This window comes from Arthrobacter sp. CAN_A2 (assembly GCF_015752045.1).
GTDB lineage: Bacteria > Actinomycetota > Actinomycetes > Actinomycetales > Micrococcaceae > Arthrobacter_D.
This window is the reverse complement of record NZ_JADOUS010000004.1, coordinates 62291-88146: the sequence shown is the minus strand read 5'-3', so window position 1 is coordinate 88146 and position 25856 is coordinate 62291. Positions and strand designations below refer to the sequence as shown.

The 25856-nt window shown below is 70.6% G+C and carries 24 protein-coding genes; 4 read left to right on the top strand and 20 right to left on the bottom strand.

Annotated features, from left to right (window positions below):
* Positions 1-273: 273 nt before the first annotated feature.
* Entirely contained in the window at positions 274-1143 is an 870-nt protein-coding gene (gene panB, locus IWX63_RS06345; protein WP_199277323.1) for a 3-methyl-2-oxobutanoate hydroxymethyltransferase, read from the top strand.
* A gap of 18 nt (positions 1144-1161) precedes the next feature.
* On the opposite strand, the gene IWX63_RS06340 is transcribed toward panB, so the two are convergent.
* Entirely contained in the window at positions 1162-1326 is a 165-nt protein-coding gene (locus tag IWX63_RS06340) for an SPOR domain-containing protein (RefSeq protein WP_199277322.1), read from the bottom strand.
* Positions 1327-1422: 96 nt separating this feature from the next.
* On the opposite strand from IWX63_RS06340, the gene map reads away from it, so the two are divergent.
* Together map and ppgK are read left to right on the top strand one after the other, a co-directional pair.
* Positions 1423-2301 carry a type I methionyl aminopeptidase gene (map, locus tag IWX63_RS06335; RefSeq protein WP_199277321.1) on the top strand — a complete coding sequence of 293 codons (879 nt, stop codon included), beginning with the start codon at positions 1423-1425 and terminating at the stop codon, positions 2299-2301.
* A gap of 92 nt (positions 2302-2393) precedes the next feature.
* Complete coding sequence (gene ppgK / locus IWX63_RS06330) at positions 2394-3206, top strand: polyphosphate--glucose phosphotransferase (RefSeq protein ID WP_199277320.1); 813 nt, start codon at positions 2394-2396, stop codon at positions 3204-3206.
* A 158-nt stretch (positions 3207-3364) separates the two neighbouring features.
* Here ppgK and nrdR read toward each other — a convergent pair whose 3' ends face one another.
* The 3 genes from nrdR to IWX63_RS06315 form a co-directional block, all read right to left on the bottom strand.
* Positions 3365-3865 (bottom strand): transcriptional regulator NrdR, encoded by a 501-nt coding sequence (nrdR, locus tag IWX63_RS06325; protein ID WP_199277319.1) that lies wholly within the window; start codon positions 3863-3865, stop codon positions 3365-3367.
* A gap of 139 nt (positions 3866-4004) precedes the next feature.
* Positions 4005-5369 (bottom strand): histidinol dehydrogenase, encoded by a 1365-nt coding sequence (hisD, locus tag IWX63_RS06320; protein WP_334685695.1) that lies wholly within the window; start codon positions 5367-5369, stop codon positions 4005-4007.
* 65 nt (positions 5370-5434) lie between these two features.
* Positions 5435-5962 (bottom strand): hypothetical protein, encoded by a 528-nt coding sequence (locus IWX63_RS06315; protein ID WP_199277318.1) that lies wholly within the window; start codon positions 5960-5962, stop codon positions 5435-5437.
* A gap of 123 nt (positions 5963-6085) precedes the next feature.
* On the opposite strand from IWX63_RS06315, the gene IWX63_RS06310 reads away from it, so the two are divergent.
* A complete protein-coding gene (locus IWX63_RS06310; protein WP_199277514.1) occupies positions 6086-6580 on the top strand; it encodes a flavin reductase family protein in 495 nt (164 codons plus the stop codon).
* A gap of 36 nt (positions 6581-6616) precedes the next feature.
* Here the strand turns inward: IWX63_RS06310 and dnaE are convergent, their stop codons facing one another.
* The 16 genes from dnaE to IWX63_RS06230 form a co-directional block, all read right to left on the bottom strand.
* Positions 6617-10156: a DNA polymerase III subunit alpha gene (gene dnaE, locus IWX63_RS06305; protein ID WP_334685693.1), complete on the bottom strand. Its 3540-nt coding sequence runs from the start codon at positions 10154-10156 to the stop codon at positions 6617-6619.
* Between the two features lie 70 nt (positions 10157-10226).
* Positions 10227-11162 carry an RluA family pseudouridine synthase gene (locus IWX63_RS06300; RefSeq protein ID WP_199277317.1) on the bottom strand — a complete coding sequence of 312 codons (936 nt, stop codon included), beginning with the start codon at positions 11160-11162 and terminating at the stop codon, positions 10227-10229.
* Positions 11152-11691, bottom strand: coding sequence for a signal peptidase II (gene lspA / locus IWX63_RS06295; RefSeq protein WP_334685712.1), 540 nt, complete (start codon positions 11689-11691; stop codon positions 11152-11154). Before lspA ends, IWX63_RS06300 begins: the two co-directional genes overlap by 11 nt.
* Before the next feature lie 278 nt (positions 11692-11969).
* A complete protein-coding gene (locus tag IWX63_RS06290; protein WP_199277316.1) occupies positions 11970-12611 on the bottom strand; it encodes a DivIVA domain-containing protein in 642 nt (213 codons plus the stop codon).
* 147 nt (positions 12612-12758) lie between these two features.
* Positions 12759-13049, bottom strand: coding sequence for a YggT family protein (locus IWX63_RS06285; RefSeq protein ID WP_199277315.1), 291 nt, complete (start codon positions 13047-13049; stop codon positions 12759-12761).
* Between the two features lie 57 nt (positions 13050-13106).
* On the bottom strand, positions 13107-13628 hold the full coding sequence (locus tag IWX63_RS06280; protein ID WP_199277314.1) for a cell division protein SepF: 522 nt from the start codon (positions 13626-13628) through the stop codon (positions 13107-13109).
* Between the two features lie 93 nt (positions 13629-13721).
* Positions 13722-14489, bottom strand: coding sequence for a YggS family pyridoxal phosphate-dependent enzyme (locus IWX63_RS06275; RefSeq protein ID WP_199277313.1), 768 nt, complete (start codon positions 14487-14489; stop codon positions 13722-13724).
* Complete coding sequence (locus tag IWX63_RS06270; RefSeq protein ID WP_199277312.1) at positions 14486-15220, bottom strand: polyphenol oxidase family protein; 735 nt, start codon at positions 15218-15220, stop codon at positions 14486-14488. The genes IWX63_RS06275 and IWX63_RS06270 overlap by 4 nt, the downstream gene beginning before the upstream one ends.
* 18 nt (positions 15221-15238) lie before the next feature.
* Complete coding sequence (gene ftsZ, locus IWX63_RS06265) at positions 15239-16432, bottom strand: cell division protein FtsZ (RefSeq protein ID WP_199277311.1); 1194 nt, start codon at positions 16430-16432, stop codon at positions 15239-15241.
* A 221-nt stretch (positions 16433-16653) separates the two neighbouring features.
* On the bottom strand, positions 16654-17535 hold the full coding sequence (locus tag IWX63_RS06260; RefSeq protein WP_199277310.1) for a cell division protein FtsQ/DivIB: 882 nt from the start codon (positions 17533-17535) through the stop codon (positions 16654-16656).
* A complete protein-coding gene (gene murC / locus IWX63_RS06255; protein ID WP_199277309.1) occupies positions 17532-19019 on the bottom strand; it encodes a UDP-N-acetylmuramate--L-alanine ligase in 1488 nt (495 codons plus the stop codon). Before murC ends, IWX63_RS06260 begins: the two co-directional genes overlap by 4 nt.
* A 77-nt stretch (positions 19020-19096) precedes the next feature.
* Positions 19097-20218, bottom strand: a complete 1122-nt coding sequence (murG, locus tag IWX63_RS06250; RefSeq protein ID WP_199277308.1) for an undecaprenyldiphospho-muramoylpentapeptide beta-N-acetylglucosaminyltransferase — start codon at positions 20216-20218, stop codon at positions 19097-19099.
* Positions 20219-20243: 25 nt separating this feature from the next.
* Complete coding sequence (ftsW, locus tag IWX63_RS06245) at positions 20244-21626, bottom strand: putative lipid II flippase FtsW (RefSeq protein ID WP_199277307.1); 1383 nt, start codon at positions 21624-21626, stop codon at positions 20244-20246.
* Positions 21626-23206, bottom strand: coding sequence for a UDP-N-acetylmuramoyl-L-alanine--D-glutamate ligase (gene murD, locus IWX63_RS06240; protein ID WP_199277306.1), 1581 nt, complete (start codon positions 23204-23206; stop codon positions 21626-21628). Before murD ends, ftsW begins: the two co-directional genes overlap by 1 nt.
* Entirely contained in the window at positions 23203-24303 is a 1101-nt protein-coding gene (mraY, locus tag IWX63_RS06235; protein ID WP_199277305.1) for a phospho-N-acetylmuramoyl-pentapeptide-transferase, read from the bottom strand. The genes murD and mraY overlap by 4 nt, the downstream gene beginning before the upstream one ends.
* On the bottom strand, positions 24300-25853 hold the full coding sequence (locus tag IWX63_RS06230) for a UDP-N-acetylmuramoyl-tripeptide--D-alanyl-D-alanine ligase (RefSeq protein ID WP_199277304.1): 1554 nt from the start codon (positions 25851-25853) through the stop codon (positions 24300-24302). Before IWX63_RS06230 ends, mraY begins: the two co-directional genes overlap by 4 nt.
* Positions 25854-25856: the final 3 nt, after the last annotated feature.

Genomic DNA, 25856 nt, shown 5'->3' with positions numbered 1-25856 from the left:
CCTGCCCGGCGTCGTGCACGTCCTGTTCCGGCGCCACGGGAACACCCGCACGGCCCGGGGCCGCATCGGCCACGCGTGCGCCGCCGTCATCACTCTACTGATCCGCGGGCGCGGATCAGCCGCGGACGCTCGTCGCCATTCTCGCGCGTCCGTGTTAACAGCCGGTTACGGCCGCACCGGCGGCCGATGCCGCACGGGTCCGGGCGTCCGGGACGGGTCCGCACCCGCGGGACCGGCCACGGACGACGCAGGGCCGTCCGATAGTCTCGTGTCATGACTTCCGCCGAATTGCCCGCCCCCTACGGAGCGGGAGCAGGCACGACGCCGACCCCGCCGACAGGCACCCCGACCGGTCGCATCCGTATCCACCACCTGCAGCAGGCGAAGGAGAACGGCACGCGCTTCGCGATGCTGACGGCCTACGACCAGTACGCGGCACAGGTGTTCGACGAGGCCGGCATCGAGATACTCCTGGTCGGCGATTCGGCGGCCAACAACGTCCTCGGGCATGCCACGACGCTGCCCATCACGTTGGACGAGATGATCCTCTTCAGCCGGGCGGTGAGCACGGCGGCCCGGCGGGCCCTCGTCGTCGCCGACCTGCCGTTCGGCAGCTACGAGGTATCACCCCAGCAGGCCGTCGAGTCCTCGGTGCGCCTCCTCAAGGAGGGCCTGGTGCACGCGGTGAAGATGGAGGGCGGCGCCGACTACGCGGAGACGGTGCGGGCACTCGTGCGAGCGGGCATCCCGGTCATGGCGCACGTCGGCTTCACGCCGCAGAGCGAGCACGCGCTCGGCGGGTACCGGGTCCAGGGCCGCGGGGACACGTCGCAGCGGATCGTCGACGACGCCGTCGCCCTCGCCGACGCGGGTGCGTTCTGCGTGCTCATGGAGATGGTGCCCAGCGGGACGGCGGACGCCGTCGAGGCCGCCGTCCACGTGCCGACGATCGGCATCGGGGCCGGGCCCGGCACGACGGGCCAGGTGCTGGTCTGGCAGGACATGGCGGGGCTGCGCGGTGGGCGGCAGGCGAGGTTCGTCAAGCAGTACGCGGACGTCCGGAGCGTCCTCACCGAGGCCGCCCGTGCCTACGCCGACGAGGTCCGGGCGGGCACGTTCCCCGGCCCCGAGCACACGTTCTAGCCGCTGGAGGGACGGAGCCTACGCGTCGTCGTCCCGGTCCCAGGCCTCGTTGCGCTGCTGGACCTTCTCGAGGGCCTTCTCGGCCTCGGCCCTCGTGGTGTACGGGCCGATGAGCTGCGACCAGTCCGACTGCCGGTCCTCCTCGACCTCGTGCGTGCGCACGTTGAACCAGTACTCCGTCATGTCGACCTCCTCGCTCCGGGCGCGGAACGTGTCATCCGCCGGCCGGTACGGCGGCGCCTTTCGGCGACCGACCAGCGCCCACTATAGGATCAGGGTATGCCCCAGACTTCCGCCACCGCGCCCCTTGGGACCCTGACACCCGGCACCGTCTCGCCCCAACGCCCCGTTCCCCGGGGCATCGCGCGCCCGGAGTACGTCGGCCGCAAGGCGCCGGCGCCCTTCACTGGGTCCGAGGTGAAGACGCCGGAGACGATCGAGAAGATCCGCGTGGCCGGCAGGATCGCGGCGCAGGCCATAGTCGAGGTCGGCAACCAGGCGAAGCCCGGCGTGACCACCGACCACCTCGACCGGGTCGGGCACGAATTCCTGCTCGACCACGGCGCCTACCCCTCGACCCTCGGCTACCGGGGGTTCCCCAAGTCGCTGTGCTCGTCGCTCAACGAGGTCATCTGCCACGGCATCCCCGACTCGACGGTGATCGAGGACGGGGACATCCTGAACATCGACATCACGGCCTACAAGGACGGTGTCCACGGCGACACGAACTACACGTTCTGCATCGGCGACGTGGACGAGGAATCCCGCCTGCTCGTCGAGCGCACGAAGGAATCCCTCAGCCGCGCCATCCGCGCGGTCGCGCCGGGGCGCGAGATCAACGTCATCGGCCGCACCATCGAGTCCTATGCGAAGCGCTTCGGTTATGGTGTTGTCCGTGACTTCACCGGGCACGGCGTCGGCGAGGCGTTCCACACCGGCCTGATCATCCCGCACTACGACGCCGCCCCTGCGTACAACCGCGTGATCGAGCCGGGGATGGTCTTCACGATCGAACCGATGCTCACGCTCGGGACCGTCGACTGGAGCATGTGGGCGGACGACTGGACCGTCGTCACGAAGGACCGGAAGAGGACGGCGCAGTTCGAGCACACTCTCCTGGTCACCGACCGCGGCGCCGAGATCCTGACCCTCCCGTAGCATCAGGCCTGCGGTCCCCGACCGGACGCCGCACCACGACCACGTCCGGCACGCGCCGGACGACGCCTCTATCCATCCGTCGAGAGAGAATCATGGCCAAGGACACCGACAAGAAGAAATCGAAGAAGCTTCCCGCCACCGTCATCGGCGTGGACATCGGCGGCACGGGCATCAAGGGCGGCATCGTCGACCTCGAGAAGGGCGTGATCGTCGGCGATCGATACCGGATCCCCACTCCGAAGCCGTCGACGCCCGAGGCCGTCGCCGAGGTGGTGGCCAAGATCGTCGCAGAGCTCTCCTCCCGGCCCGAAGGCCCCGCGGCCGATGTCCCGGTCGGCGTCACCTTCCCCGCCATCATCCAGCACGGTATCGCCCGGTCCGCGGCGAACGTGGACAAGAGCTGGGTCGACACCGACGTCGACGGCCTGTTCAGCCGGGTGCTCGGGCGGGACGTCCACGTGATCAACGACGCCGACGCCGCCGGCCTCGCCGAGGTCCGCTACGGGGCCGGCAAGGGCAGGATGGGCACGGTCCTCGTGATCACCCTGGGCACGGGCATCGGCTCGGCGTTCATCTTCGACGGCAAGCTCGTGCCGAACGCGGAGCTCGGCCACCTCGAGATCGACGGGCACGACGCCGAGACGAAGGCGTCCGCCGTCGCCCGTGAGCGGGAAGGCATCGGCTGGGACGAGTACGCCGTCCGCCTCCAGCGCTACTTCTCCCACGTGGAGTTCCTGTTCTCCCCCGAGCTGTTCATCGTGGGCGGCGGGATCTCGAAGCGGAGCAGCGAGTACCTGCCGTCGCTGGAGCTGCGCACCCCGATCATCCCCGCACAGCTGAAGAACCACGCCGGGATCGTCGGTGGGGCGCTGCAGGCCGCACTGCTCTCCGGCACGAAGGACTGATCCCACGGTAGACCTCGGTACGCAGAAGCCCGGTACGGAGACGATCCGCACCGGGCTTCTGCACCGTTCGTCCGACCCGGCATCGCAGCGGGCCGGACGTGGAACCGGTGGTGGCGTCGGCTTCCCCTCCGCAGCCACCACCGGGGTCTGTAGGGGCGCTAGTGCGCCGTCAACGGTCGCTGCAGCCCGGTGGGGACCCGCTGCCCGTTCTCCTCGTCCTGCCTGCGCAGGGTACCGATGGCCTCTTCGAAGTCCTCGAGGGACTCGAAGCCCTGGTACACGCTGGCGAACCGCAGATAGGCGATCTGGTCGAGCTTCCGGAGCGGTTCGAGGATGGCGAGCCCCACCTCGTGCGCGTCGATCTCCGCGACGCCGCTGGCCCGCACGTTCTCCTCGACCTCCTGCGCCAGCAGGGCGAGGTCGTCCTCGGTCACGGGGCGGCCCTGGCAGGCCTTGCGCACACCGTTGATGATCTTCGACCGGCTGAACGGTTCGCCGGCCCCGGAGCGCTTGATGACGCTGAGGCTCGTCGTCTCCACCGTGCTGAAGCGGCGGCCGCACTGGGGGCACTGGCGACGGCGTCGGATCGCCGATCCGTCGTCGGCGAGGCGGCTGTCGACGACGCGGGAGTCGGCGTTGCGGCAGTAGGGACAGTACATGGCTTCCCTCCCGCTCCGTGGGCCGTTCCGACAACGTGTCGTGACCAGTTTAGGACTACATGTAGTGAAACAACAACACTGTAATTACCAGATGTAGTGGCTGCTGTCGTGGCTGCCGCGAAGCGTGGCCGGCGGCGGATCAGGACGCGTCGGCCCCGAAACGGGCCGCGACGGCTTCCCCGTGCGCGGGGAGGTTCTCCGCCTCCGAGAGCGAGAGGATCGAGGATGCGACCTCGCGCAGCGCCTCGCGGTCGTAGTGCACGAGCTGGACGGCGCGCAGGAACGTCGTCACGTTGAGCCCGGACGCGAAGGCGGCCGTCCCGCCGGTGGGCAGGACGTGGTTGGACCCCGCGCAGTAGTCCCCGAGGCTGACCGGGCTGTACGCGCCGATGAAGACGGCACCCGCGTTGCGGATGCGCCCGGCCACGACCGCCGCGTCGGCCGTCTGGATCTCGAGGTGCTCGGCCGCGTAGGCGTCGCACACGGCGATGCCGTGCTCGACGTCGTCGACCAGGATCACGCCGGACTGCGGCCCGGACAGGGCGGTCCGGACCCGATCCGCGTGCCGCGTCCGGGCGGCACGGACCCCGAGCGCACCGACGACGGCGGCGGCGAGGTCCTCCGAGTCCGTCACCAGGACGGACGCGGCCTGGGGATCGTGCTCGGCCTGGCTCACGAGGTCGGCGGCCACGAGGTCGGGGTCGGCCGTCGCGTCGGCGAGGACGGCGATCTCCGTGGTGCCGGCCTCCGAGTCGATGCCGACCTGGCCGCGGACCAGCCGCTTGGCGGTGGCCACGAACACGTTGCCGGGGCCCGTGATGACGTCGACGGGGTCGATGTCCCGCCCGGTCCCCGCATCGTCCCGGATCCCGTAGGCGAGGGCGGCGACGGCCTGCGCTCCGCCCATCGCGTACACCTCCGTGACGCCGAGCATGGCGGCGGCGGCGAGGATCACGGGGTGCGGCCAGCCGCCGAACTCCTTCTGCGGGGGTGAGGCGAGGGCGATCGATCCGACACCGGCGGCCTGGGCGGGCACCACGTTCATGACCACGGAGGACGGGTACACGGCGAGCCCGCCGGGCACGTACAGGCCCACGCGGTCCACGGGGATCCACTTGTGGGTCAGGAGCGCCCCGGGGGCCACCTGCACCTCGACGTCGTCCGGCACCTGCGCGCGGGCGAAGACGCGCGCCCGCCGGATGGCCTCCTCGAGCGCTGCCCGGACGTCGTCGTCGAGGTCCGCGAGGGCGGCGTCGATGACCTCGGTCGGCACCCGCGGGTGCTCCTGCTCGACGCCGTCGAAGCGCAGGGCGAGCTCGCTGAGGGCCTTCGTCCCGCGGGCGCGGACGTCGTCGATGATGGCCTGCACGGCGGCCTCCGAGGACCCGGCGTTCGCGGCGGCGCGCGGCATCCGGTCCTTCAGGTCACCCGGCGACAGGGCCCGGCCCCGCAGATCGATGGTGCGGAAGCCGACGGTCGGGGAGGTGCTGGACGCTGGATTCACCCTGAGAGTCTATCGGGAGCCCCGCCCGCGGATTCACCGTCGGGCGGCCGCGGACCGTGCGGCTGTCAGGTCGGGCGGCGCGCGAGGCCGATGAGGGCAGTGACGAAGATGATGATGGCGGCGACGGCCGGCCAGATCGCGAGGGCGCCGTAGGAGTGCAGCAGGAAGTCGGAGCCGGGCAGGCCGTCCTGCCCGTGAGGTCCGAGCACGTAGGCCAGGCCTTCCCCGACCCCGAGCGCGAGGAGCGAGCCGAGGACCGACCCGCCGACGGCGGCCAGGATGCGCGCCACCGCAGCGGGCAGCGTGAGCCGCAGCGCGACCACCGTGCCGACGGCGATGCCGGCGGCGAGTTCGAGGCCCGCGAGGGTGAGGTCCCGGAGCAGCCACTGGTCGGCGGAGGACGGATCGCCGAACAGGCGCCCGGTGGGGGCGAGCAGCCACCACGCGGCGCCCAGGAGGGCGCCCAGGAGGATCGTGGACCCGAGCCACCAGAAGACGCCCGCCGGCGGGACCGATCGCCGGTCCTCGGCCACGGAGTACACGGGAGGCGGGTAGTTGCTCGGTCCGGTGGCCGGCTCCTTGCTTGCACGCATGACTTCTACATTAACAAACCGTTACGCGTCCGGGGTGCCCGCCTAGGGTGGGGGTGTCCGTCGCCGTCGATCCCCCGGAGGAACCCCGTGAGCAACCCAGGCACCAGAGCACCGGCCGCGGCCCTGCCGCCGGGCGTGCACGCGGAGTCCTTCCGCGAGGTCTTCCGCCGCCACGCCGCCGGCGTGGCCATCATCACCGCCACCTACGACGGCGTGCCCTACGGCTTCACGGCGACGTCCGTGGCGTCGCTGTCCGCGGAGCCGCCGCGCTTCTCGTTCAACATGGCGCGGTCCTCGTCCTCCTGGCCGGCGGTCGCGAACACCAGTTTCGTGGGCGTCCACATGCTCAGCACCGAGAACGAGGGCCTGGCGAACCGTTTCGCGCGCACGAAGGACCGGTTCACCGGCGACCACTGGGAGCCGGGTCCCGAGGGCGTGCCGATCCTCCGGGACGTCGCCGGCTGGCTCGTGGGACGCATCAGCATGCGCCTGTCCTTCGAGAACAACGCCGTCGTCGTCGCGGAGGTGGTCGCAGGGACCGTCGGCCCCGACGGCGCGCCCCTGCTCTACCACGGCGGCAGCTATGGCACGCCGACGGCCACCGACTACGTCATCTGACGCGGTCCGTCGCCAGGACCTGTCAGGAGTCGAGGGTCAGGCGTCGAGGCAGGCGGGGCCGAGCAGCACCTTCAGGTCCCCGAAGAGGCCCGGCGTCGGGTTGACCCGCAGGTCCACGCCCAGTTTCATGACCTCGACCTTGCGTGATCCGTTGAGCCGGATCAGCACCTCACTGGTCCCGGGGTGCGTCCTCAGCACGTCGCCGAGCGCCGTGACCGCGGTCTCCGTCGCCTTGTGCTGCAGCATCGAGATCACCACCGGCCCGGAATGCCCCTCGCTGAGGTCCGGCACCGTCAGTTCCTGCGCGTTGAGCATCACCGCGCCGTCGTCACGGCGCTGCAGGCGGCCCCGGACGACGACGATGAGGTCCTCCGCGAGGACCCCCGAGATGGGGCCGTAGACCTGTCCGAAGAACATGACCTCCATGGACCCGGCCAGGTCCTCCACCTCGGCCCGCGCGTATGCGTTGCCGCTGTTCTTCGCGATCCTGCGCTGCAGGGAGGTGATCATGCCGGCGATGGTGACGATCGCGCCGTCCGCCGGACCCTCCTCGCTGATGATCGACGGGATGGAGGAATCGGCGTGCTGGCTGAGGATGCCCTCCAGCCCCTGCAGGGGGTGGTCCGAGACGTACAGGCCGAGCATGTCCCGTTCGAAGGACAGCTTGTCCTTCTTGTCCCACTCGGGCAGGTCCGGCACCTCGACGGACAGGCCGCCCACGGCGCCCCCGGCGTCGTCGAACGCGCTGAAGAGATCGAACTGGTTGGCCGCCTCGTTGCGCTTGAGGACGATCACCGAGTCCACGGCCTCCTCGTGGATCATCGCCAGGGCCCGCCGCGGATGCCGGAGGGAGTCGAAGGCGCCGGCCTTGATCAGGGATTCGATGGTGCGCTTGTTGCACACGACGGCGGGCACCTTCTGCAGGAAGTCGCTGAACGAGGTGAACGCCCCCTTCTCCTCCCTGGCCCCCACCATCGCGCCGACGACGTTCGCGCCGACGTTGCGGATGGCGCCCATGCCGAAGCGGATGTCCTTGCCGACCGGGGTGAAGTTCACGCTCGACTCGTTGACGTCCGGCGGCAGGACGGTGATGCCCATGCGGCGGCACTCGTTGAGGTAGATCGCCAGCTTGTCCTTGTCGTCGCCGACGCTCGTGAGCAGTGCCGCCATGTACTCGGCCGGGAAGTGCGCCTTGAGGTACGCGGTCCAGTAGGACACGAGGCCGTACGCCGCGGTGTGCGCCTTGTTGAACGCGTAGTCGGAGAAGGATTCGAGGACGATCCACAGCTTGTCCATCGCGGCCTGCGAATAGCCGTTGGCCTTCATGCCCGCGAAGAAGTCGGCCTGCTGCTTGTCCAGCTCGGACTTCTTCTTCTTGCCCATCGCGCGGCGGAGCATGTCCGCCTGGCCGAGCGTGAAGTTCGCCAGCTTCTGGGCGGCGCTCATCACCTGCTCCTGGTAGACGATGAGGCCGTACGTCCCGCCGAGGATCTCCTCGAGCGGCCCCTCGAGCTCGGGGTGGATCGGCTCGATGTCCTGCAGGCCGTTCTTGCGCAGGGCGTAGTTCGTGTGCGAGTTCACGCCCATCGGACCCGGCCGGTACAGCGCCAGGACGGCGGAGATGTCCTCGAAGTTGTCGGGGCGCATGAGCTTCAGCAGCGACCGCATGGGGCCGCCGTCGAGCTGGAACACACCAAGCGTGTCGCCGCGCGCCAGGAGTTCGTAGGACCCCTTGTCGTCGAGCTCGAGGTCCTCGAGGACGAGGTCGGTGCCCTTGTTGGCCTTGATGTTCTCGACGGCGTCCGTGATGATCGTCAGGTTCCTCAGGCCGAGGAAGTCCATCTTGATCAGCCCGAGGCCCTCGCACGTGGGGTAGTCGAACTGCGTGATGATCTGGCCGTCCTGCTCACGGCGCATGATCGGGATGATGTCGATCAGCGGGTCGGAGGACATGATGACGCCGGCGGCGTGCACGCCCCACTGGCGCTTCAGCCCCTCGAGGCCGAGGGCCGTCTCGAACACCTTCTCGGAGTCGGCGTCGGTCTTCAGGAGCTCACGCAGCTCCTCGGCCTCGGAGTACCTCTTGGCGTCCTTGTTGTGCACGTCGGCCAGGGCCAGGCCCTTGCCCATCACGTCCGGCGGCATGGCCTTGGTGAGCCGCTCCCCCGTGGAGAACGGGTACCCCATCACGCGGGAGGAGTCCTTGAGCGCCTGCTTCGCCTTGATGGTGCCGTACGTGACGATCATGGCCACGCGCTCGTCGCCGTACTTCTCGGTCACGTAGCGGATGACCTCGGAGCGGCGCCGATCATCGAAGTCGACGTCGAAGTCGGGCATGGAGACGCGCTCCGGGTTGAGGAAACGCTCGAAGATCAGGCCGTGCTTCAGGGGGTCGAGGTCGGTGATACGCATCGCGTACGCCACCATGGAACCCGCACCCGAGCCGCGGCCCGGCCCCACGCGGATCCCGTTGTTCTTCGCCCAGTTGATGAAGTCGGCGACCACGAGGAAGTAGCCGGGGAAGCCCATCTGCGTGATGACGCCGACCTCGAACTCCGCCTGCTTGCGGACGTCGTCGGGCACGCCGGCCGGGTAGCGGTACTGGAGGCCGATCTCGACCTCCTTGACGAACCAGGACTGCTCGTTCTCGCCCTCCGGCACGGGGAACCGGGGCATGTAGTTGGCCTTGGTGTTGAACTCGACCTCGCACCGTTCGGCGATGAGCAGCGTGTTGTCGCACGCCTCCGGGTAGTCGCGGAAGATCGCGCGCATCTCGGCGGGCGACTTCAGGTAGAACTCGTCGGCGTCGAACTTGAAGCGCTTCGGGTCCGCGAGGGTGGACCCGGACTGGACGCACAGCAGGGCGGCGTGGGCCTTGGAATCCTCGGCGTGCGTGTAGTGCAGGTCGTTGGTGGCCACGAGCGGCAGCCCGAGGTCCTTCGCGAGCCTGATCAGGTCCGCCTTGACGTTCCGCTCGATGTCAAGCCCGTGGTCCATGAGCTCGCAGAAGTAGTTCTCGGCCCCGAAGATGTCGCGGAAGTCCGACGCCGCCTGCCGCGCCTCGTCGTACAGGCCGAGCCGCAGCTTCGTCTGGACCTCGCCGGACGGGCAGCCCGTCGTCGCGATCAGGCCCTTCCCGTAGGTCTGCAGGAGGTCGCGGTCCATGCGGGGCTTGTAGAGGTACCCCTCGAGGGAGGCGAGCGAGGACATCCGGAAGAGGTTGTGCATGCCCTGGGTGGTCTCGGACCACAGCGTCATGTGCGTGTAGGCGCCGGCGCCGGAGACGTCGTCGCGCCCGCCGCCGCCCCACTGGACGCGGGTGCGGTCGTTCCGGGCGGTCCCCGGGGTGAGGTAGGCCTCCACGCCGATGATCGGCTTGATGCCCGCGCTGGTGGCCTTGCTCCAGAAGTCGAAGGCCCCGAACACGAACCCGTGGTCGGTGGTAGCGAGGGCCTTCATACCGAGTTCCTCGGTGTGGCTGAAGAGATCCGTCAGCCGGGCGGCGCCGTCGAGCATCGAGTACTCGGTGTGGTTGTGGAGATGGACGAATGAATCTGTTGATGCAGGAGTAGCCACCCCCAGAGTCTAGTGCTCCCCTACCCCCGGACGGGCCGTCCGGCCCGTCGCCCGAGGTCGCCCCGGCGTGTCACACCAGGCCCTCGGACAGGGCCGTCAGGGCGTACGCGAGGTCCACCGGATACGGGCTCGTCGCACTGACCGGCTCACCCGTGCGCGGATGGGCGAAGCCGAGGCGGTGGGCGTGGAGCCATTGCCGGGTGAGGCCGAGTTCCGCGGCCAGGCGGGGGTCCGCGCCGTAGGTGAGGTCCCCTGCGCAGGGGTGGCGGAGTGCGGAGAAATGGACGCGGATCTGGTGGGTCCGGCCGGTCTCGAGGTGCACCTCGACGAGGCTCGCCCGGCCGAAGGCCTCGAGCACCTCGTAGTGCGTCACGGAGTCGCGGCCGCCCTCCATGACCGCGAAGCGCCACTCGTGGTGCGGGTGCCGTCCGATCGGCGCGTCGATGGTGCCCTTGAGCGGCTCCGGCAGTCCCTGGACGACGGCGTGGTACACCTTGTCGACCGTGCGCTCCTTGAAGGCGCGCTTCAGGGCCGTGTAGGCGGGCTCGGTCTTGGCGACCACCATCGCACCTGAGGTGCCGACGTCGAGCCGGTGGACGATCCCGACGCGCTCCGGGGCTCCCGACGTCGAGATGCGGTAGCCGGCCGCGGCGAGTGCCCCCACGACGGTGGGCCCCACCCAGCCCGGCGACGGATGGGCGGCGACGCCGACGGGCTTGTCCACGACCACGAAGTCCTCGTCGTCGAGCAGGATCCCCATGCCGTCGACCGCTTCCGGGATGACGCGGTGCCTGTCCTCGGGATCCGGCAGGTCGACGTCGATGCGGTCGTCGGCGTGGACGCGGTCCGACTTCGCCAGCGGCGTGCCCCCGCGCAGCACGCGCCCGTCCGCGCACCACTGCGCGACGGCGGAGCGTGAGGCGTCCAGCAGGCGGGCGAGGACGGCGTCAGCACGATTCCCGGCCTCCGCTCCGGGGATCACGACCTCCCGGCGGTCACCGGCCACGATCGTCCCGCTTCGTCGGGTCCGTCGTCGGGTCCGTCGGCTCGTCGTCGGTGCGGCGACCGTCCAGCCCGATGCCGCGCAGGGTCAGGATGCAGATGAGCGCCACGCCGCTGACGACCGCCGAGTCGGCGATGTTGAAGATGGCGAAGTTCGGCAGGGCGATGAAGTCCACCACGTGGCCCTGGCCGAACGACGGTTCCCGCAGGAGGCGGTCCGTCAGGTTGCCGAGCGCACCTCCGAGGACGAGTCCGAGCGCCACGGACCACCCCCGCGAGGCGACCTTCGTCACCTGGAGGATGAGGGCGATGGACACGACGACCATGATGATCGTGAAGACCCACGTGTAGTCCGTCCCGATCGAGAAGGCGGCTCCCGGGTTGCGGAAGAAACGCCAGCTGAGCAGGGGCGGGAGGACCGGAGTGATCTGGCCCTCGGTCATCGTGGACACGACCCACCATTTGGTGAGCTGGTCGGCGACGTAGACGAGCAGGGCGCACGCGATCATCAGGAGCCCGAAGCGGGCCGGGATGCGACGTCCGTGTCCCGGCCGGCCCGCTGGGGCGCTGTCCGCTGCGCCCGACGGGTCGCCGTCGGGCTCGGGGGTGGTGTCGGCGGGCTGGTGCTCGTTCACGGTCCATCCAAGGGGTCGTTGCTGTGTGGTCTGTCGTCGGGAGTCCCGGAGGCCGGAACGGCTCCCGGGCGCGTGGCGCGGTGGCTCCGACGCCGGAAGGGCCGGTCCCCGGGGTCGTGCCCCGGCAACCGGCCCTTCCACTGCTGTCCCGACGCGGGTCGGGCCAGGATGTCTCGCTAGGAGGCGGACTCGGTCGCGAGGGAATCGCGGGCGTCGAGGTCGTTGAGCTGGCCCTCGATGTAGGCCTTGAGGCGTGCACGGTAGTCGCGCTCGAAACCGCGGAGCTGCTCCACCTTGCGCTCGAGGACCGACTTCTGCTCCTCGAGGTCCCCGAGGGTCTTCCGGCTCTTCTCCTCGGCGTCGTCGACGAGGACGTTCGCCTCGAGCTGCGCCTCGGCGATGATCTTGTCGCGCTGCTCGACGCCCGCGTTCACGTACTCGTCGTGGAGGCGCTGCGCCATGGCGAGGACGCCGGCGGCGGATTCGGCCGAGGTGACGGACGTCGCGGGGGCTGCGGTCGCCGCGACGGCGGGAATCGCAGCAGGGCTGGTCTCGTCGTCGGCCTGGGCGGCCTTCCCGTCGGTCGCGCTCTCGGTGTGGGTGCTCGCCGCGACGGGCGCGGGGATCGCGGTGGCCTGCGGGGCGTCCTTGGAGTCGTCCCCGAGCCGGCGGCGCAGGTCCTCGTTCTCGGAGGTCAGGCGGCGGAGTTCGACGACGATCTCGTCGAGGAAGTCGTCCACCTCGTCCTGGTCGTAGCCCTCGCGGAACTTCGTCGGCTGGAACCTCTTGTTGACAACGTCTTCTGGCGTCAAAGCCATGTGGTCACCTCATAGTCATAGGAGCCGGCCCGCCGACTGGCGGTCATGGCTGCGGTACCGGATTGTGGACATGAACCGCTGGACTCACGTCGAACTGTGAATCAGCGTATATGGTCCCGGGCATCATTGCCGAAATGGACGCGGGCGCTAGCTCGCGAGGCCTGCCGCCACGGACATCAGGATCAGCACCACGATGAACAGCACGAGGAACGCGAGATCGAGCTGGACCCCGCCCAGGCGGAGGGGCGGAATGAGCCTGCGGAGGCCCTTGATGGGCGGGTCCGTCACCGAGTAGATGCCGGAGGCCAGCACCAGGGCGGACTTCTGGGGACGCCAGTCCCGGGCGAATCCCTGGACGGCGTCGTAGACGATGCGCAGGATCAGGGCGAGCTGGAACAGCATCAGTACCAGGTAGATCAGGGCGAATACCAGACTCACAGAGCAGTTTCAGTCCTTCGGGCCTTGGAGGGTCTTGCGCGACCGGAGGGCCGCAGCTCAGCTCTGGTTGAAGAAGCTGGTCTGTCCTTCGCTGGCCTTCAGGTCCTCGCCGAGTACCTCAATATACGACGGCGACAGCAGGAACACCTTATTCGTGACCCTCTCGATGCTTCCGTGCAGGCCGAAGACGAGGCCGGCCGAGAAGTCGACGAGGCGCTTGGCGTCGGCCTCGCCCATGTCGGTGACGTTCATGATCACCGGGATGCCGTCGCGGAAGCTCTCGCCGATGAGCTTCGCGTCGTTGTAGGAGCGGGGGTGGATCGTGGTGATCTGGCGCAGGGCGCCGGAGTCCTCGCGGGAGGACGGCGCCCGCTTGATCGGCGTGACGGGGGCACGGTACTCCTCGGCGGAGGCCACGCGTACTGCGGCCGGAGCCGGCTCGAGGTGACGCTCGTCGCGATCGTAATCCACCGTGTAGTCCTCGTTCCTGCTCTGCGCGTTTTTCGTTTCGGGCTCGTAGTGCTCGTCACCATCGGCGAGCCCAAGGTAGATCATCGTCTTGCGCAGTGCGCCGGCCATGGTGACTCCTGTCATGAGAGTGGATCGGTGGGTCCGGGGATGTGCCACAGGCCACCAACCCGGTGCCCGTCGTACCGCCGTTCCAGCACGACGCTACCGCACGGCCGGACGCGGACCGAGGACATCAGAACCGATCCTGAGGTGTGTCGCCCCGGCGGCGATGGCCTCCTCGAGATCTCCGCTCATCCCCGCCGAGACGGCGGATGCCGCCGGGGCGACGGCGCGGATCTCCGCGGAGATCCGCAGGAGTCGTTCGAACGCTTCGGCCGGGTCGGCCCCCAGGGGAGCCACGGCCATCACCCCCGCGAGCCGCAGGCCCTCTGTCGCGGCGCAGGCCTCGGCCAGTGCCGTCGCGTCGATCGGCAGGGCCCCTCCCCTGCCCGCGGGCGCCTCCGTGGGGTCGGCGCCGGCGTCGAGGGTGAACTGGAGGAAGCAGTGCAGGTCCTCCCGGGCTCCCAGTCCTGCCGCGTCCCGCCGCTCCCGCTCTCCCCTGACCGCTTTGCCCAGGGCCGTGATGAGCGGGAGGCGGTCCACGGAGTGCACGCTGTGTGCGTAGCGCACCACGGACCTGGCCTTGTTGGTCTGCAGCTGCCCGATGAAGTGCCACGCGAGGTCCAGGTCCTCGAGCTCGGCCGCCTTCGCCGCGGCCTCCTGGTCGCGGTTCTCCCCGACGTCGGTGACACCGAGCCCCGCGAGGATCCGCACGTCGGAGGCCGGGAAGTACTTGGTGACGACGATCAGTCCGGGTTCGGTGCGTCCGGCCGCCGCGGCGGCGGACGAGATGCGCGCCCGGACGGCCCGCAGGCGTTCGCCCAGCTCACGGGTACGGTCACCGTGGTCCGGACCCCCGTCGTCGCTCATGTCCGCCATACGAGGCCTGCGATGCGCCCCGCTCCCGGCGCCCGCCGGTGGGAGTACAGCTCCGGGTTCTCGACGGTGCAGGCGATGCCGCTCCCGCCCAGGCGTTCGACCCTCGCCCCGGCCCGCGTGAGCTGTACGTGGACGGCCCTCGGCAGGTCGAGCGCCGGAGTGCCCCGACGCGTCCGGGCTGCGGCCTCGGGCAGGACCCTCGCGATGGTCTCCATCATGTCGTCGGGGACCTCGTAGCAGGACCCGCACACAGACGGGCCGACCCACGCCGCGAGGTCGTGTGCGCCCTGGCGGTGGAGCGCCCCGACGGCGAGCTCGACGATCCCGTTGGCAACGCCCGCGCGCCCGGCATGCACCACCGCCGTGGCGCCCGTCCCGCCGTCCGAGACCGCGGCGTCCGCCAGGACGATCGGGACGCAGTCGGCGACGAGGACGGCGAGCGGCTCGCTCCCGTCCGGCGAGACCATGCCGTCGGCGTCCGGTGCGTCCTTCGTGGTCCGGTCGACGACGGCGACGCGGTCCGAGTGGGTCTGGCTCATGAAACGCAGGGCGCCACCGGGCACGCCCATCACGGACTCCAGCCGGCGGCGGTTGCCGCGGACGGCGTCGGGCTCATCGCCGACATGGAGGGCGAGGTTTCCCGCGCCGACCGCCGTGAACGCGACCCTGAGGCCCGGGCGGACCTCCGCGTTCCAGTGGAACGCAGGGGTCCGCGCGGGCACGCCGGCTGTGTCCACCGACTACTTGAGGAAGTCGGGTACGTCGAGATCGTCGGAGCGACCGGCCGACAGGTCGGGCTCGACGATCGCCGGCAGGTCGACGTCGAAGCCGGAATCGGCCGGGACCGCCTGGACGTTCTGTGCACGCTGCTGCGACCAGGCACCGAGGCCCGCGGTCGCCGCGCCGGCCATGCGCTGCTGGTCCCCGCCCACGCGGGGGGCGACGGCCGGTCGTGCCGGTGCTGCTGCTGCTGGCTGGGATGTGACGTCCACCTGGTCGAACCCGGCCGCGATGACCGTCACCCGCGCCTCGTCACCGAGGGCGTCGTCGATGACGGCGCCGAAGATGATGTTGGCCTCGGGGTGCGCGACCTCCTGGACGAGGCGCGCGGCCTCGTTGATCTCGAAGAGGCCGAGGTCGGAACCGCCCTGGATGGACAGGAGGACGCCGTGCGCGCCGTCGATGGAGGCCTCGAGCAGCGGCGACGCGATGGCGAGCTCGGCCGCCTTGACGGCACGGTCCTCGCCGCGGGCGGACCCGATGCCCATGAGCGCGGAGCCTGCGCCCTGCATGACGGACTTCACGTCGGCGAAGTCGAGGTTGATCAGGCCCGGCGTGGTGATGAGGTCGGTGATGCCCTGGACACCGGAGAGCAGGACCTGGTCCGCCGAGCGGAAGGCGTCGAGCATCGAGACGTTGCGGTCGCTGATGGACAGCAGGCGGTCGTTCGGGATCACGATGAGCGTGTCGACCTCCTCGCGGAGCGTGTCGATGCCGCTCTCCGCCTGGTTCGACCGGCGGCGTCCCTCGAAGGTGAACGGACGCGTGACCACGCCGATCGTGAGGGCGCCGAGGGACCGGGCGATCCGGGCGACGACGGGCGCGCCACCGGTACCGGTCCCGCCACCCTCACCCGCGGTGACGAAGACCATGTCCGCCCCGCGCAGGACCTCCTCGATCTCCTCGGAGTGGTCCTCGGCGGCACGGCGGCCGACCTCGGGATCCGCCCCGGCGCCGAGGCCGCGTGTGAGCTCCCGCCCGACGTCGAGCTTGACGTCGGCGTCGCTCATGAGCAGGGCCTGGGCGTCGGTGTTGATGGCAATGAACTCCACGCCACGGAGTCCGACCTCGATCATCCGGTTGATGGCGTTGACACCGCCGCCGCCGATGCCGACGACCTTGATGACGGCCAAGTAATTCTGAGGTGCTGCCACGTCCTGTGTCCCTTGTTCGAATCTGTGTGCTGTACGGGGGCCCGCCGGTGCTCCGGCGTCGACCTTCACCCGAGATAACGTTAACGTTCAGGTTGAGGGTTAACGTTATGTCAAGTAACTTCTATGTTTGACGCTAGGGGTATAAGCAGCGCGTTGCAAAGACCGGGAGCCGCGTGTCGGCGTGTCGGCCCCGATCGTCCGTGTCGCGGGGCCACACGGAGTCACCGGGTCACGGGCCGGTCCGGGGTGCTGACGTCGAACTCCTTCACGGGTGGGTCCGTCGCCGGGAGCGACAGCATCGCCTCGAGGACACGCGCCTTCTCCGCACTCCGCTCGGCGCTGCCCCAGAAGATCCTCTGCTCCCCCGACAGGGACAGCTGGATGGAATCGACGCTCGACGCCGACGCACTGTTGAGCCGCGACAGGATGCCGGCCGGCAGTTCCACCAGGACGGCGGTGATCGAGGAGAACACCTCGGAATTGACGGCGTTCGCTCCGCCGTCGATGAGGGGCAGTTTGACGTCGCCGCGCTGGGCGACGCGCGTGAGCTGCCGGCCCTCCGCGTCGATGAGCACGAACTCGCGGCCGGTCTGCAGGACCGCGACGGGCACGCGTTCCTCCACCGTCACGACGAGCGTCGACGGCGGCTCCGCCGCGATCCGGACGTCCTCGATGGGAGCATTGTCGGCCAGCAGGTCCGCGACCTGCTCGCGGGAGATCCGGGTGAGCGGCGTGCCGGTCAGCGGCGCGAGGGCCGCTTCGACCTCCGCCGTCGTGACCAGGGCGTTGCCCTGCACGGAGACCGTGCGCAGGGCGAGGGCCGGCGAGAAGATCACGTACGCGACGACCCCGCCGAGGACGAGCGCCACGGAGACGACCGCGATGAGGGTGTTCCTCAGCCGGTGCGACCGCCGCGGGGCCGGGAAGTCGAGGACCGTCCCCGAGGCGCCGCGCTCCGGGCGTCCCGTGAGCATGGCCGTGCCGCCGCGGGTGGCGGTCGCGCCGCCGGCACCGGTCGCGCCGCCGGCCGTGCCTCCCGGGCCCGGGGGCCGGGCCCCCTTCACGCCGAGCGCCCGCGTTGCAGGGGGCTTCCTCGGCGTCATCCGGCAGCTCCCGCGGCCCGCTCCGTCAGCAACCCGACGAGGCGGGTGCCGTACTGGGTGACGTCGCCTGCGCCGATCGTGAGGATGATGTCGCCGGACCGGGCCCCACCGATAAGGGCCTGCAGGGCCTCGTCCGGGTCCGCGACGTACGCCCCGCCGGGGCCGCGCATCAGGTCGGTGATCGTCCAGCCTCCCACGTCGTCGACCGGGTCCTCCCGCGCCGCGTAGACCGGGAGGACGACGGCAGTGTCGGCGAGGGAGAGCGCGTCGGCGAATCCGGCGGCGAACTCGCGCGTGCGGGAGAAGAGATGCGGCTGGAAGAGGACGTGGACGCGGTGGTCCCCCGCCACCGTGCGCGCCGCGGTGAGCGCCGCGTGCACCTCGGTCGGGTGGTGCGCGTAGTCGTCGAAGACCCGCACGCCGTCGCCGGCGCCGCGAGCCTCGAACCGGCGTGCGGCGCCGGAGAACAGGGCGAGTCCGGTCGCGGCGACGGCCGGGTCGACACCGAGTTCCAGCGCGACCGTGAACGCCGCGGCGGCGTTCAGGATGTTGTGGCGCCCCGGCACGCTCAGCTGCAGTTCCTGCTCGGCGTCCAGGCCGTCGACGGCGAAGGAGAGCACGCTGTTCGTGGTGCTGCCGACCGAGCGCGTCGCCCCGATCCGGATGTCGGCCGTGTCGGCGTAGCCGTAGGTGCGGACCCGGCGCGTCCCGGGGATGGAGGCGGCCAGCGCGGCGGCCCCGGGGTCATCGGCGCAGGCGACCAGCAGGCCGTCCTCGGGCAGCAGCTCCGCGAACCGACGGAACGCTGCATGCACGGCCTCGGCGGTGCCGTAGTGGTCCAGGTGGTCCGCTTCGGCGTTCGTCACGACACTGATGCGCGGCGAGTAGTTCAGGAAGGAGCCGTCGGATTCGTCCGCCTCGGCGACGAAGACGTCCCCGCCGGTCCACTCGGCGTTGACGCCGAGGGCGGCCACGTCTCCCCCGATCGCGAACGACGGGTCGAGCCCCGCCTCCCGCAGCAGGACGGTAGTCATGGCCGTCGTCGTCGTCTTGCCGTGGGTACCGGCGACGGCGACGGCGAGCCGGCCGCTCATCGCGGCCGCGAGTGCCTCCGACCGGTGGAGCACCGGCAGCCCCCGGCGCCGCGCCTCGGCGAGTTCCGGGTTGCTCTCGCGGATCGCCGAGGAGACGACGACGGTCCCGTCCTCGGGGACGGCTGCCGCGGCGTGGCCCACGTGCACGTCGGCGCCGAGGGCAGCGAGGGCACGGAGGCCCCTGGAATCCGCCGCATCGGAGCCCGAGACACGGAGGCCGCGGCCGAGGAGCACGCGGGCGACGGCGGACATGCCGGCCCCACCCAGCCCGATGAAATGGACGGGTTCCCGCAGGACGGCGTCGGCCGCCCCTGTGCTGCGCGCGGTGCTGCTCGTGCTACTGGTCGCGGTGATGCCCGTGCCTTCCGTCGTGCCGTCAGCCGGCGTCATGGTCTCATCGCCTGTCGTACCGGAGCCTGTCGTACCGGAGCCCGTCGTCCCGTCCCGTCCCGCGTCGTGTCCGGCGCTCATCGGCGGGACCCCGCCACGGCCAGGACGAGCTCCGCCATGCGCCGGTCCGCGTCACGGACGCCCTGCGCGTAGGACGCCGTCGACATCGCGGCCAGCCGCGGGGCGTCCGAGACCAGCGGCAGGACGTTCCGCCGGATCCAGTCGGCGGTGAACGCGGCGTCGTCGACGAGGATCCCCCCGCCGCACGCCACGAGGCCCGCCGCGTTGAGCCGCTGCTCGCCGTTGCCGTGCGGCAGCGGGACCAGCACGACGGGCAGCCCGACGGCGCCGACCTCGCTCACGGTGGCGGCACCCGCGCGTGCGACCAGCAGGTCGGCCGCCGCGTACACGCGCTCCATGCCGTCGACGAACTCGACCTGGTGGTACCCGGGCACCGCCAGGGGCGCCCCGTCGTCGCCGAGGACCCGCTTACCCCGGCCGGTGATGTGGAGGATCTGTATCCCGGCCGCGGTGAGCTCGGCCACCGAGCCGGCCACGGCGCGGTTCATGCTCGCCGCGCCGGAGGATCCGCCCGTGACGATGAGCGTGGGCCGGTCCGGGTCGAGCCCGAGGGAGGTGCGGGCGTCGATGCGTCCGGCGGCGCGGTCGAGATCGGCGATGCTGCGCCGCATGGGCATGCCCACCAGCACCGCGTCGGTGAGGCCGGTGCCGTCGAACGCCACGGCGACGCGTGCCGCGATCCGGGCGCCCACCCGGTTGGCGATCCCGGGCCGGGCGTTCGCCTCGTGGATCACGACGGGGATGCGGCGGGTCCACGCGGCGAGGTACACGGGCGTCGAGACGTACCCGCCCACCCCGACGATGACGTCGGCTCCCGCGTCCGCCACGATGGCCCGCGCCTGGCGGACCGCCCGGAGGAGGCGCACCGGGAGCTTGAGGAGGTCCGTGGACGGTCGTCGCGGCATCGGCACCCGGTCGATGGTCCGGAGCTCGAAGCCTGCAGCCGGCACGAGGCGCGTCTCCATGCCCGTCTCGGTGCCGACCGCGGTGATGCGCGCACCGGGCCGTTCGTCGACGATCGCCCCGGCGATGGCGAGCAGCGGGCTGATGTGGCCGGCCGTACCGCCGCCGGCGAGGACCACGGACACCGCGCGGTCTGGAGTGGAGGGGTGAGTCATGAAGGTGCGAGGCCTCTTCCGGAGGTCAGGGCGCGGACCGGTCCGGCGCCGCGGCGGCGGAGTGCGGGGTCTTCCGAGCGAAGGAGAGCAGGACGCCGACGGCGGCGAGCGTGAAGGTCAGCGCGGACCCGCCGTAGGAGATGAAGGGCAGCGGCACGCCGATGACGGGCAGCAGGCCCGTCACCATGCCGATGTTGACGAACGCCTGGCCGATGAGCCAGACGAGGATGGAGCCCATCAGGATCCGCACGAAGGGATCGGTGTAGCGCATCGCCACCCGGATGGTCGCCACGGCGAGGATGCCGAACAGCAGCACGACGACGACGGTGCCCAGCAGCCCGAACTCCTCGCCGATGATGGCGAAGATGAAGTCGTTGTGGGCTTCGGGGATCCAGTTCCACTTCTGCCGGCTCTGGCCGATCCCGACCCCGAACCAGCCGCCGGACGCCATGGCGAACAGCCCGTTGTCCGACTGCATGCACAGGTCCGTCCCGTCGTCGCAGTTCAGCCGGAGCCAGGCGGCGATGCGCCCGCCACGGTTCGAGCTCGTCGCGATCATCAGGAGGGCGACGGCGGCGCCCACGGCGCCCACGAGGGAGAACAGCTTGAGCGGTGCACCGGCGAAGAAGAGCGCTGCGGCGGCGATCATCATAAGCACGAGCCCCGTCCCGAGGTCACCGCCGACGAGGACGAGGATGATGGGCAGGCCCCCCAACGGCACCGCGGGGATCAGGGCGTGCTTCCAGTCGCGGATCAGGGCCTTCTTGCGCTCGAGCACCGCGGCGAACCAGATGGCCAGCGCGAGCTTCGCGGGTTCGGAGGGCTGGAGCGTCTGGGACCCGATCCGGATCCAGTTCTTGTTGCCGTTGATCTCGACACCGATGACCAGCACGAGCACGAGCAGCACGATCGCGATCCCGAGGCTCGGCCACGCGAGCGCCTTGTAGGCGCGGGGTCCGAGCCTGGACAGCACCAGCATCAGGATCAGGCCGGCACCGGCCCAGACGGCCTGCTTGAGGAAGAGGTCGAACGTGTCGTTGCCCTCGGAGATCGCCTCGACGGAGGACGCCGAGAGCACCATCATGAGTCCGATGGCGGTGAGGGCCAGGGCGGTCCCCAGGATCAGGTAGTAGCTGGAACCGGACGGCGAGTGGTCCGAGCCCTCGAGGACCTCCCAGCCGCGCCGCACCCGGCCCCGCAGGCCCTTGGCCGGCTGGCGGGTGGGGACGCCTGCGGGTCCGCTCGGCGGAACCGCGGTCCCGCCCCGGACCGTCCGTCCCTTCGCCGCGGGACGGGCCGTCGTCGGGGACGACGGCGTCCCACCGGGAACGGTGGACCGCCCCGTCCCCGTGGTCCGGGCAGGCCGGACGGAGGGCTTGCGCCCCCCTGAACGGGTTGGCGTGGTCATTACGACTCCTTCGCGGTTGTCCCCTGTCCGCCACGGGCGTGGACGGCCGCCATGAAGGCCGCCCCCCGATGCGCGTAGGAGGAGAACTGGTCCATGGACGCGGCGGCCGGCGCCATCAGCACCGTGTCGCCGTCCTGGGCGAGTCGCGCTGCTTCAGCGACGGCCCACTGCATCAGGGCGTCTCCGGCGACCGGGTCGGCTGACCCGCCGGCGTCGCGCCCCCGTCCAGTGTGAAGGCTCGGCGGGAGGGAGACCGGAACATCGGGTGCGTGTCGGGAGAGCGCCCCCTGGAGGGGCGCTGGATCCTCGCCGAGCAGCACGACGGCGCGGAGCCTCCCGGCGTGGTCCCTCACGAGGTCCTCGTAGGAGACTCCCTTGGACAGGCCGCCGGCGATCCAGACGACCGACTGGAAGGAGGCGAGCGACGCCGAGGCGGCGTGCGGGTTGGTGGCCTTCGAATCGTTGATCCAGAGCACCCCGCCCTCGTTCGCGACCACCTGGATGCGGTGGTCACCCGGCTGGAAGGCACGGATGCCGTCGCGCACCGCTGCAGCGGGGACTCCCGCGGCGCGTACCAGCGCGGCGGCGGCCAGCGCGTTGGCGACGAGGTGGCGGGGCACCACGTCGCCGAGTTCACTGATGGACGCCAGCTCGGCGGCGGAGTCCTTGCGCTGCTCGATGAACGCGCGGTCGACCAGCAGGTCCTCGACGACGCCCATCATGCTGATCGAGGGCATGCCGGTCGTGAAGCCGACGGCGCGGCAGCCGTCCCTGACCTCGGCGTCCTCGACCATGGTCTCCGTCTCGCGCTGCTCCGCGTTGTAGATGCAGGCGATCTTCGTCCGCTCGTAGACCGAGCCCTTCGCCGCGAAGTAGGCCTCGTAGCTGCCGTGCCAGTCGACGTGGTCCTCGGCGATGTTGAGGCACACGCTCGCGAGGGGCTCGATCGACCGGGCCCAGTGCAGCTGGAAGCTGGACAGTTCGACGGCGAGGAAGTCGTAGCCCTGCGGGTCGCGGATGACATCGAGGATGGGGGTTCCGACGTTGCCCGCGGCGACCGCACGTCTGCCGGCCGCGATCAGCATGGACTCGGTCAGGCCGACCGTGGTCGTCTTCCCATTGGTCCCGGTGATCGTGAGCCATTCCGCGGTGGGGCGGCCCTCGCGGATCCGTACGCGCCACGCCAGCTCGACGTCGCCCCAGATGGGCACTCCTGCGGCCGCGGCTTCGGCGAGCATCGGCTGGGTGGGCGGCCACCCGGGCGAGGTGACGACGAGGTCGGGCTGCTCGCCGTCGACCAGGGGCAGGGCCGTCGCGTGGCCGGCGCCCAGCAGGACGTCCCGGGCACCGACGATCCGCAGCGTGTCGGCCTTCGCCTCGTTACCGGGCGTCAGGCCGGCATCGACCACGACGACGGCGGCACCGAGCTCGACGAGGGTGTCCGCCGCGGAGAAGCCGGAGGCCCCGAGGCCGGCGACGACGACCCTGAGGCCGGCCCAGTCGGCGTCCCACGAGGTGAGTCCCTCGAGGCGGGGGGTCTCCCAGGTGTTGGGGATCGCTGCCCCGTCCGATCCGCTCATCCCACGACCCACTCCGCATAGAAGATGCCGAGCGCCGCGGCGACGAAGAGGCCGGCCAGGATCCAGAACCGGACCACCACGGTGACCTCCTGCCAGCCCTTGAGCTCGAAGTGGTGCTGGAGCGGAGCCATCTTGAAGACGCGCTTGCCGCCCGAGAGTTTGAAGTAGCCGACCTGGATGATGACGGACAGCGTGATCATGACGAACAGGCCGGCGAGGATCACCAGGAGCAGCTCGGTGCGGGAGAGGATCGCGAAGCCGGCGATCGCGCCGCCGATCGCGAGGGACCCGGTGTCACCCATGAAGATCCTGGCGGGCGACGTGTTCCACCACAGGAAACCGACGAGCGCGCCGCACATGGCACCGGCGATCAGGGCGAGGTCCAGGGGGTCGCGCACCTCGTAGCAGACGCTCCCTGCGCCGGGCGAGCCGCAGCTCTGGTTGCTCTGCCAGATGCCGATCAGCATGTAGGCGCCGAAGACGAGGATGGAGGCGCCCGCGGCGAGCCCGTCCAGGCCGTCCGCCAGGTTCACGCCATTGCTGGCCCCGGTGATGATGAGGTTGGACCAGATGACGAAGAGGATCGCCCCGCTGACCGTTCCTGCGAAGGCCAGGTCGATCGGGGTGTCACGGATGAACGAGATCGCGGTGGAGGCCGGGGTGCGCCCTTCCTCGTTGGGGAACATCAGGGCCATGACACCGAAGGCGATGCCGACGCCGGTCTGGCCGGCGATCTTCGCCGGGGCGGACAGCCCGAGGCTGCGCTGCTTGGAGATCTTGATGTAGTCGTCGGCGAAGCCCACCAGGCCCATGCCGGCGGCGAGGAAGAGGAGCAGCAGCCCCGACGCGCTCGGCCCGGAGGCGGGAGCTCCGATCGCCATCATCAGGAGGTGGGTGAGGAAGTAGGCCAGCAGCACGGACCCGACGATGACGGCGCCACCCATGGTGGGCGTGCCGCGCTTGGTGTGGTGCGCCGTCGGTCCGTCGTCGCGGATGAACTGGCCATAGCTCTTCTTCACGAGGAGCCTGATGAACAGGGGCGTCCCGACGAAGGCGAAGATCAGGGCGGAGGCCGAGCCTATGAGGATTGCGATCACGGCTGGGGGGCCTTTCCGGAAGCGTCAGGGTCGCTGGCCGCTTCAGAGTCTGCTGCAGGGTGGTTCAGGGTGTGATGGGGGCTGTGGTCGAGGCTGTGGTCCCGGCCGTCGTCCTGGCCGGACGGCTGTGCGATCCGATCGCCGAGGAACCGGAGGCCGGCTCCGTTCGAGGACTTGAAGAGGACGATGTCCCCCGGCTCGAGCTCCGCGGCGAGCAGCCGCTCCGCCGCCTCGGCGTCGTCGACGTGCACGGCTTCGCTGCCCCAGGACCCCTCGAGCACCGCGCCGTTGAACAGTGCTCGGGTGTTGGATCCCACGCAGACGAGCTTCGAGATGTTGAGCCGGACCACCACGCGTCCGAGGAGGTCGTGCTCCTCGATGGAGGTGTCGCCCAGTTCGAGCATCTCCCCCAGCACGGCCCAGGTCCGCCGGTGCCCTCGGCCGAGCTCCGCGAGGGTCCGCAGGGCCGCGCGCATCGACTCGGGGTTGGCGTTGTAGGCGTCGTTGATGACGGTCACCCCGTCGGCGCGCTCGGTGCGCTCCATGCGCCAGCGGCTCGCGGCGGCGAGGCTGCGGAGGCCCTCCGCGATCTGCTCGGGGGCGCACCCCACCTCGTAGGCGACGGTCGCCGCGGCCAGGAGGTTGACGGTGTGGTGCAGGCCGAGGAGCGGGGAGACGACGTCGTGCTCGCCGCCGTCCGGGAAGGTGAGGGTGAAGGAGGGGTTGCCCTCCGGCGTCGTCGTGCTGTTCCTCGCCCGCACCACGCCGCCCTCCGCCGCGAAGTCGTCCGAGGACGTGAAGAACACGGTGCGTGCACCGGTCCGGGACCGCATGGCGAGGACGCGCTCGTCGTCGGCGTTGATGACGGCCGTGCCCGTCACGGCGAGGGCCTCGAAGAGCTCCCCCTTCGCCCGCGCGATGTTCTCGACGCCGCCGAACTCGCCGGCGTGGGCCGAACCCACACCGAGGACGACGCCGACGTCCGGCTGGACCAGCGAGGCGAGGTACGCGATGTGCCCGGGCTTGGTGGCACCCATCTCGATCACGAGGTAGCGGGTGTCCCAGGTCGCCTGGAAGACGGTCAGCGGGACGCCGACCTCGCCGTTGTAGGACCCCCTGGGCGCGACCGTGGGACCCGCCGTAGCGAGGATGCCCGCGAGGAGGTCCTTGGTGGTGGTCTTCCCCGCCGAGCCGGTGATGCCGATGACGGTGAGATCGCCGGCGGCCCGCAGCCTGCGGACCGTCTCCGCGGCGAGTTCGCCCATCGCGAGGATCGCGTCGGGGACGACGACGGAGGGGTAGGGGGCGTCGTCCGGTCCGGTCACCTCCCGCTCGGCCAGCGCCAGGACCGCGCCGCCGTCGAAGGCCGACCCGATATAGAGGTGCCCGTCGGATTCTTCGCCGGGCTTGGCGACGAACAGGGATCCGTCGACGCACTCGCGCGAATCGGTGGCGGCGGAGGTGACGGTGATGGCGGGGCCGGCAGGATCGATCCCGACCAGTCGTCCGCCCGTGAGTGCCGCGATCTCGGCTGCGCTGAATTCAATCATGAC

Excerpts from the sequence above, each read along its gene's own strand:
- panB (WP_199277323.1), top strand. The coding sequence starts at position 274 with ATGACTTCCGCCGAATTGCCCGCCCCCTACGGAGCGGGAGCAGGCACG.
- IWX63_RS06340 (WP_199277322.1), bottom strand. The coding sequence starts at position 1,326 with ATGACGGAGTACTGGTTCAACGTGCGCACGCACGAGGTCGAGGAGGAC.
- map (WP_199277321.1), top strand. The coding sequence starts at position 1,423 with ATGCCCCAGACTTCCGCCACCGCGCCCCTTGGGACCCTGACACCCGGC.
- ppgK (WP_199277320.1), top strand. The coding sequence starts at position 2,394 with ATGGCCAAGGACACCGACAAGAAGAAATCGAAGAAGCTTCCCGCCACC.
- nrdR (WP_199277319.1), bottom strand. The coding sequence starts at position 3,865 with ATGTACTGTCCCTACTGCCGCAACGCCGACTCCCGCGTCGTCGACAGC.
- IWX63_RS06315 (WP_199277318.1), bottom strand. The coding sequence starts at position 5,962 with ATGCGTGCAAGCAAGGAGCCGGCCACCGGACCGAGCAACTACCCGCCT.
- IWX63_RS06290 (WP_199277316.1), bottom strand. The coding sequence starts at position 12,611 with ATGGCTTTGACGCCAGAAGACGTTGTCAACAAGAGGTTCCAGCCGACG.
- IWX63_RS06280 (WP_199277314.1), bottom strand. The coding sequence starts at position 13,628 with ATGGCCGGCGCACTGCGCAAGACGATGATCTACCTTGGGCTCGCCGAT.
- IWX63_RS06275 (WP_199277313.1), bottom strand. The coding sequence starts at position 14,489 with ATGAGCGACGACGGGGGTCCGGACCACGGTGACCGTACCCGTGAGCTG.
- IWX63_RS06260 (WP_199277310.1), bottom strand. The coding sequence starts at position 17,535 with ATGACGCCGAGGAAGCCCCCTGCAACGCGGGCGCTCGGCGTGAAGGGG.
- murC (WP_199277309.1), bottom strand. The coding sequence starts at position 19,019 with ATGACGCCGGCTGACGGCACGACGGAAGGCACGGGCATCACCGCGACC.
- murG (WP_199277308.1), bottom strand. The coding sequence starts at position 20,218 with ATGACTCACCCCTCCACTCCAGACCGCGCGGTGTCCGTGGTCCTCGCC.
- ftsW (WP_199277307.1), bottom strand. The coding sequence starts at position 21,626 with ATGACCACGCCAACCCGTTCAGGGGGGCGCAAGCCCTCCGTCCGGCCT.
- murD (WP_199277306.1), bottom strand. The coding sequence starts at position 23,206 with ATGAGCGGATCGGACGGGGCAGCGATCCCCAACACCTGGGAGACCCCC.
- IWX63_RS06230 (WP_199277304.1), bottom strand. The coding sequence starts at position 25,853 with ATGATTGAATTCAGCGCAGCCGAGATCGCGGCACTCACGGGCGGACGA.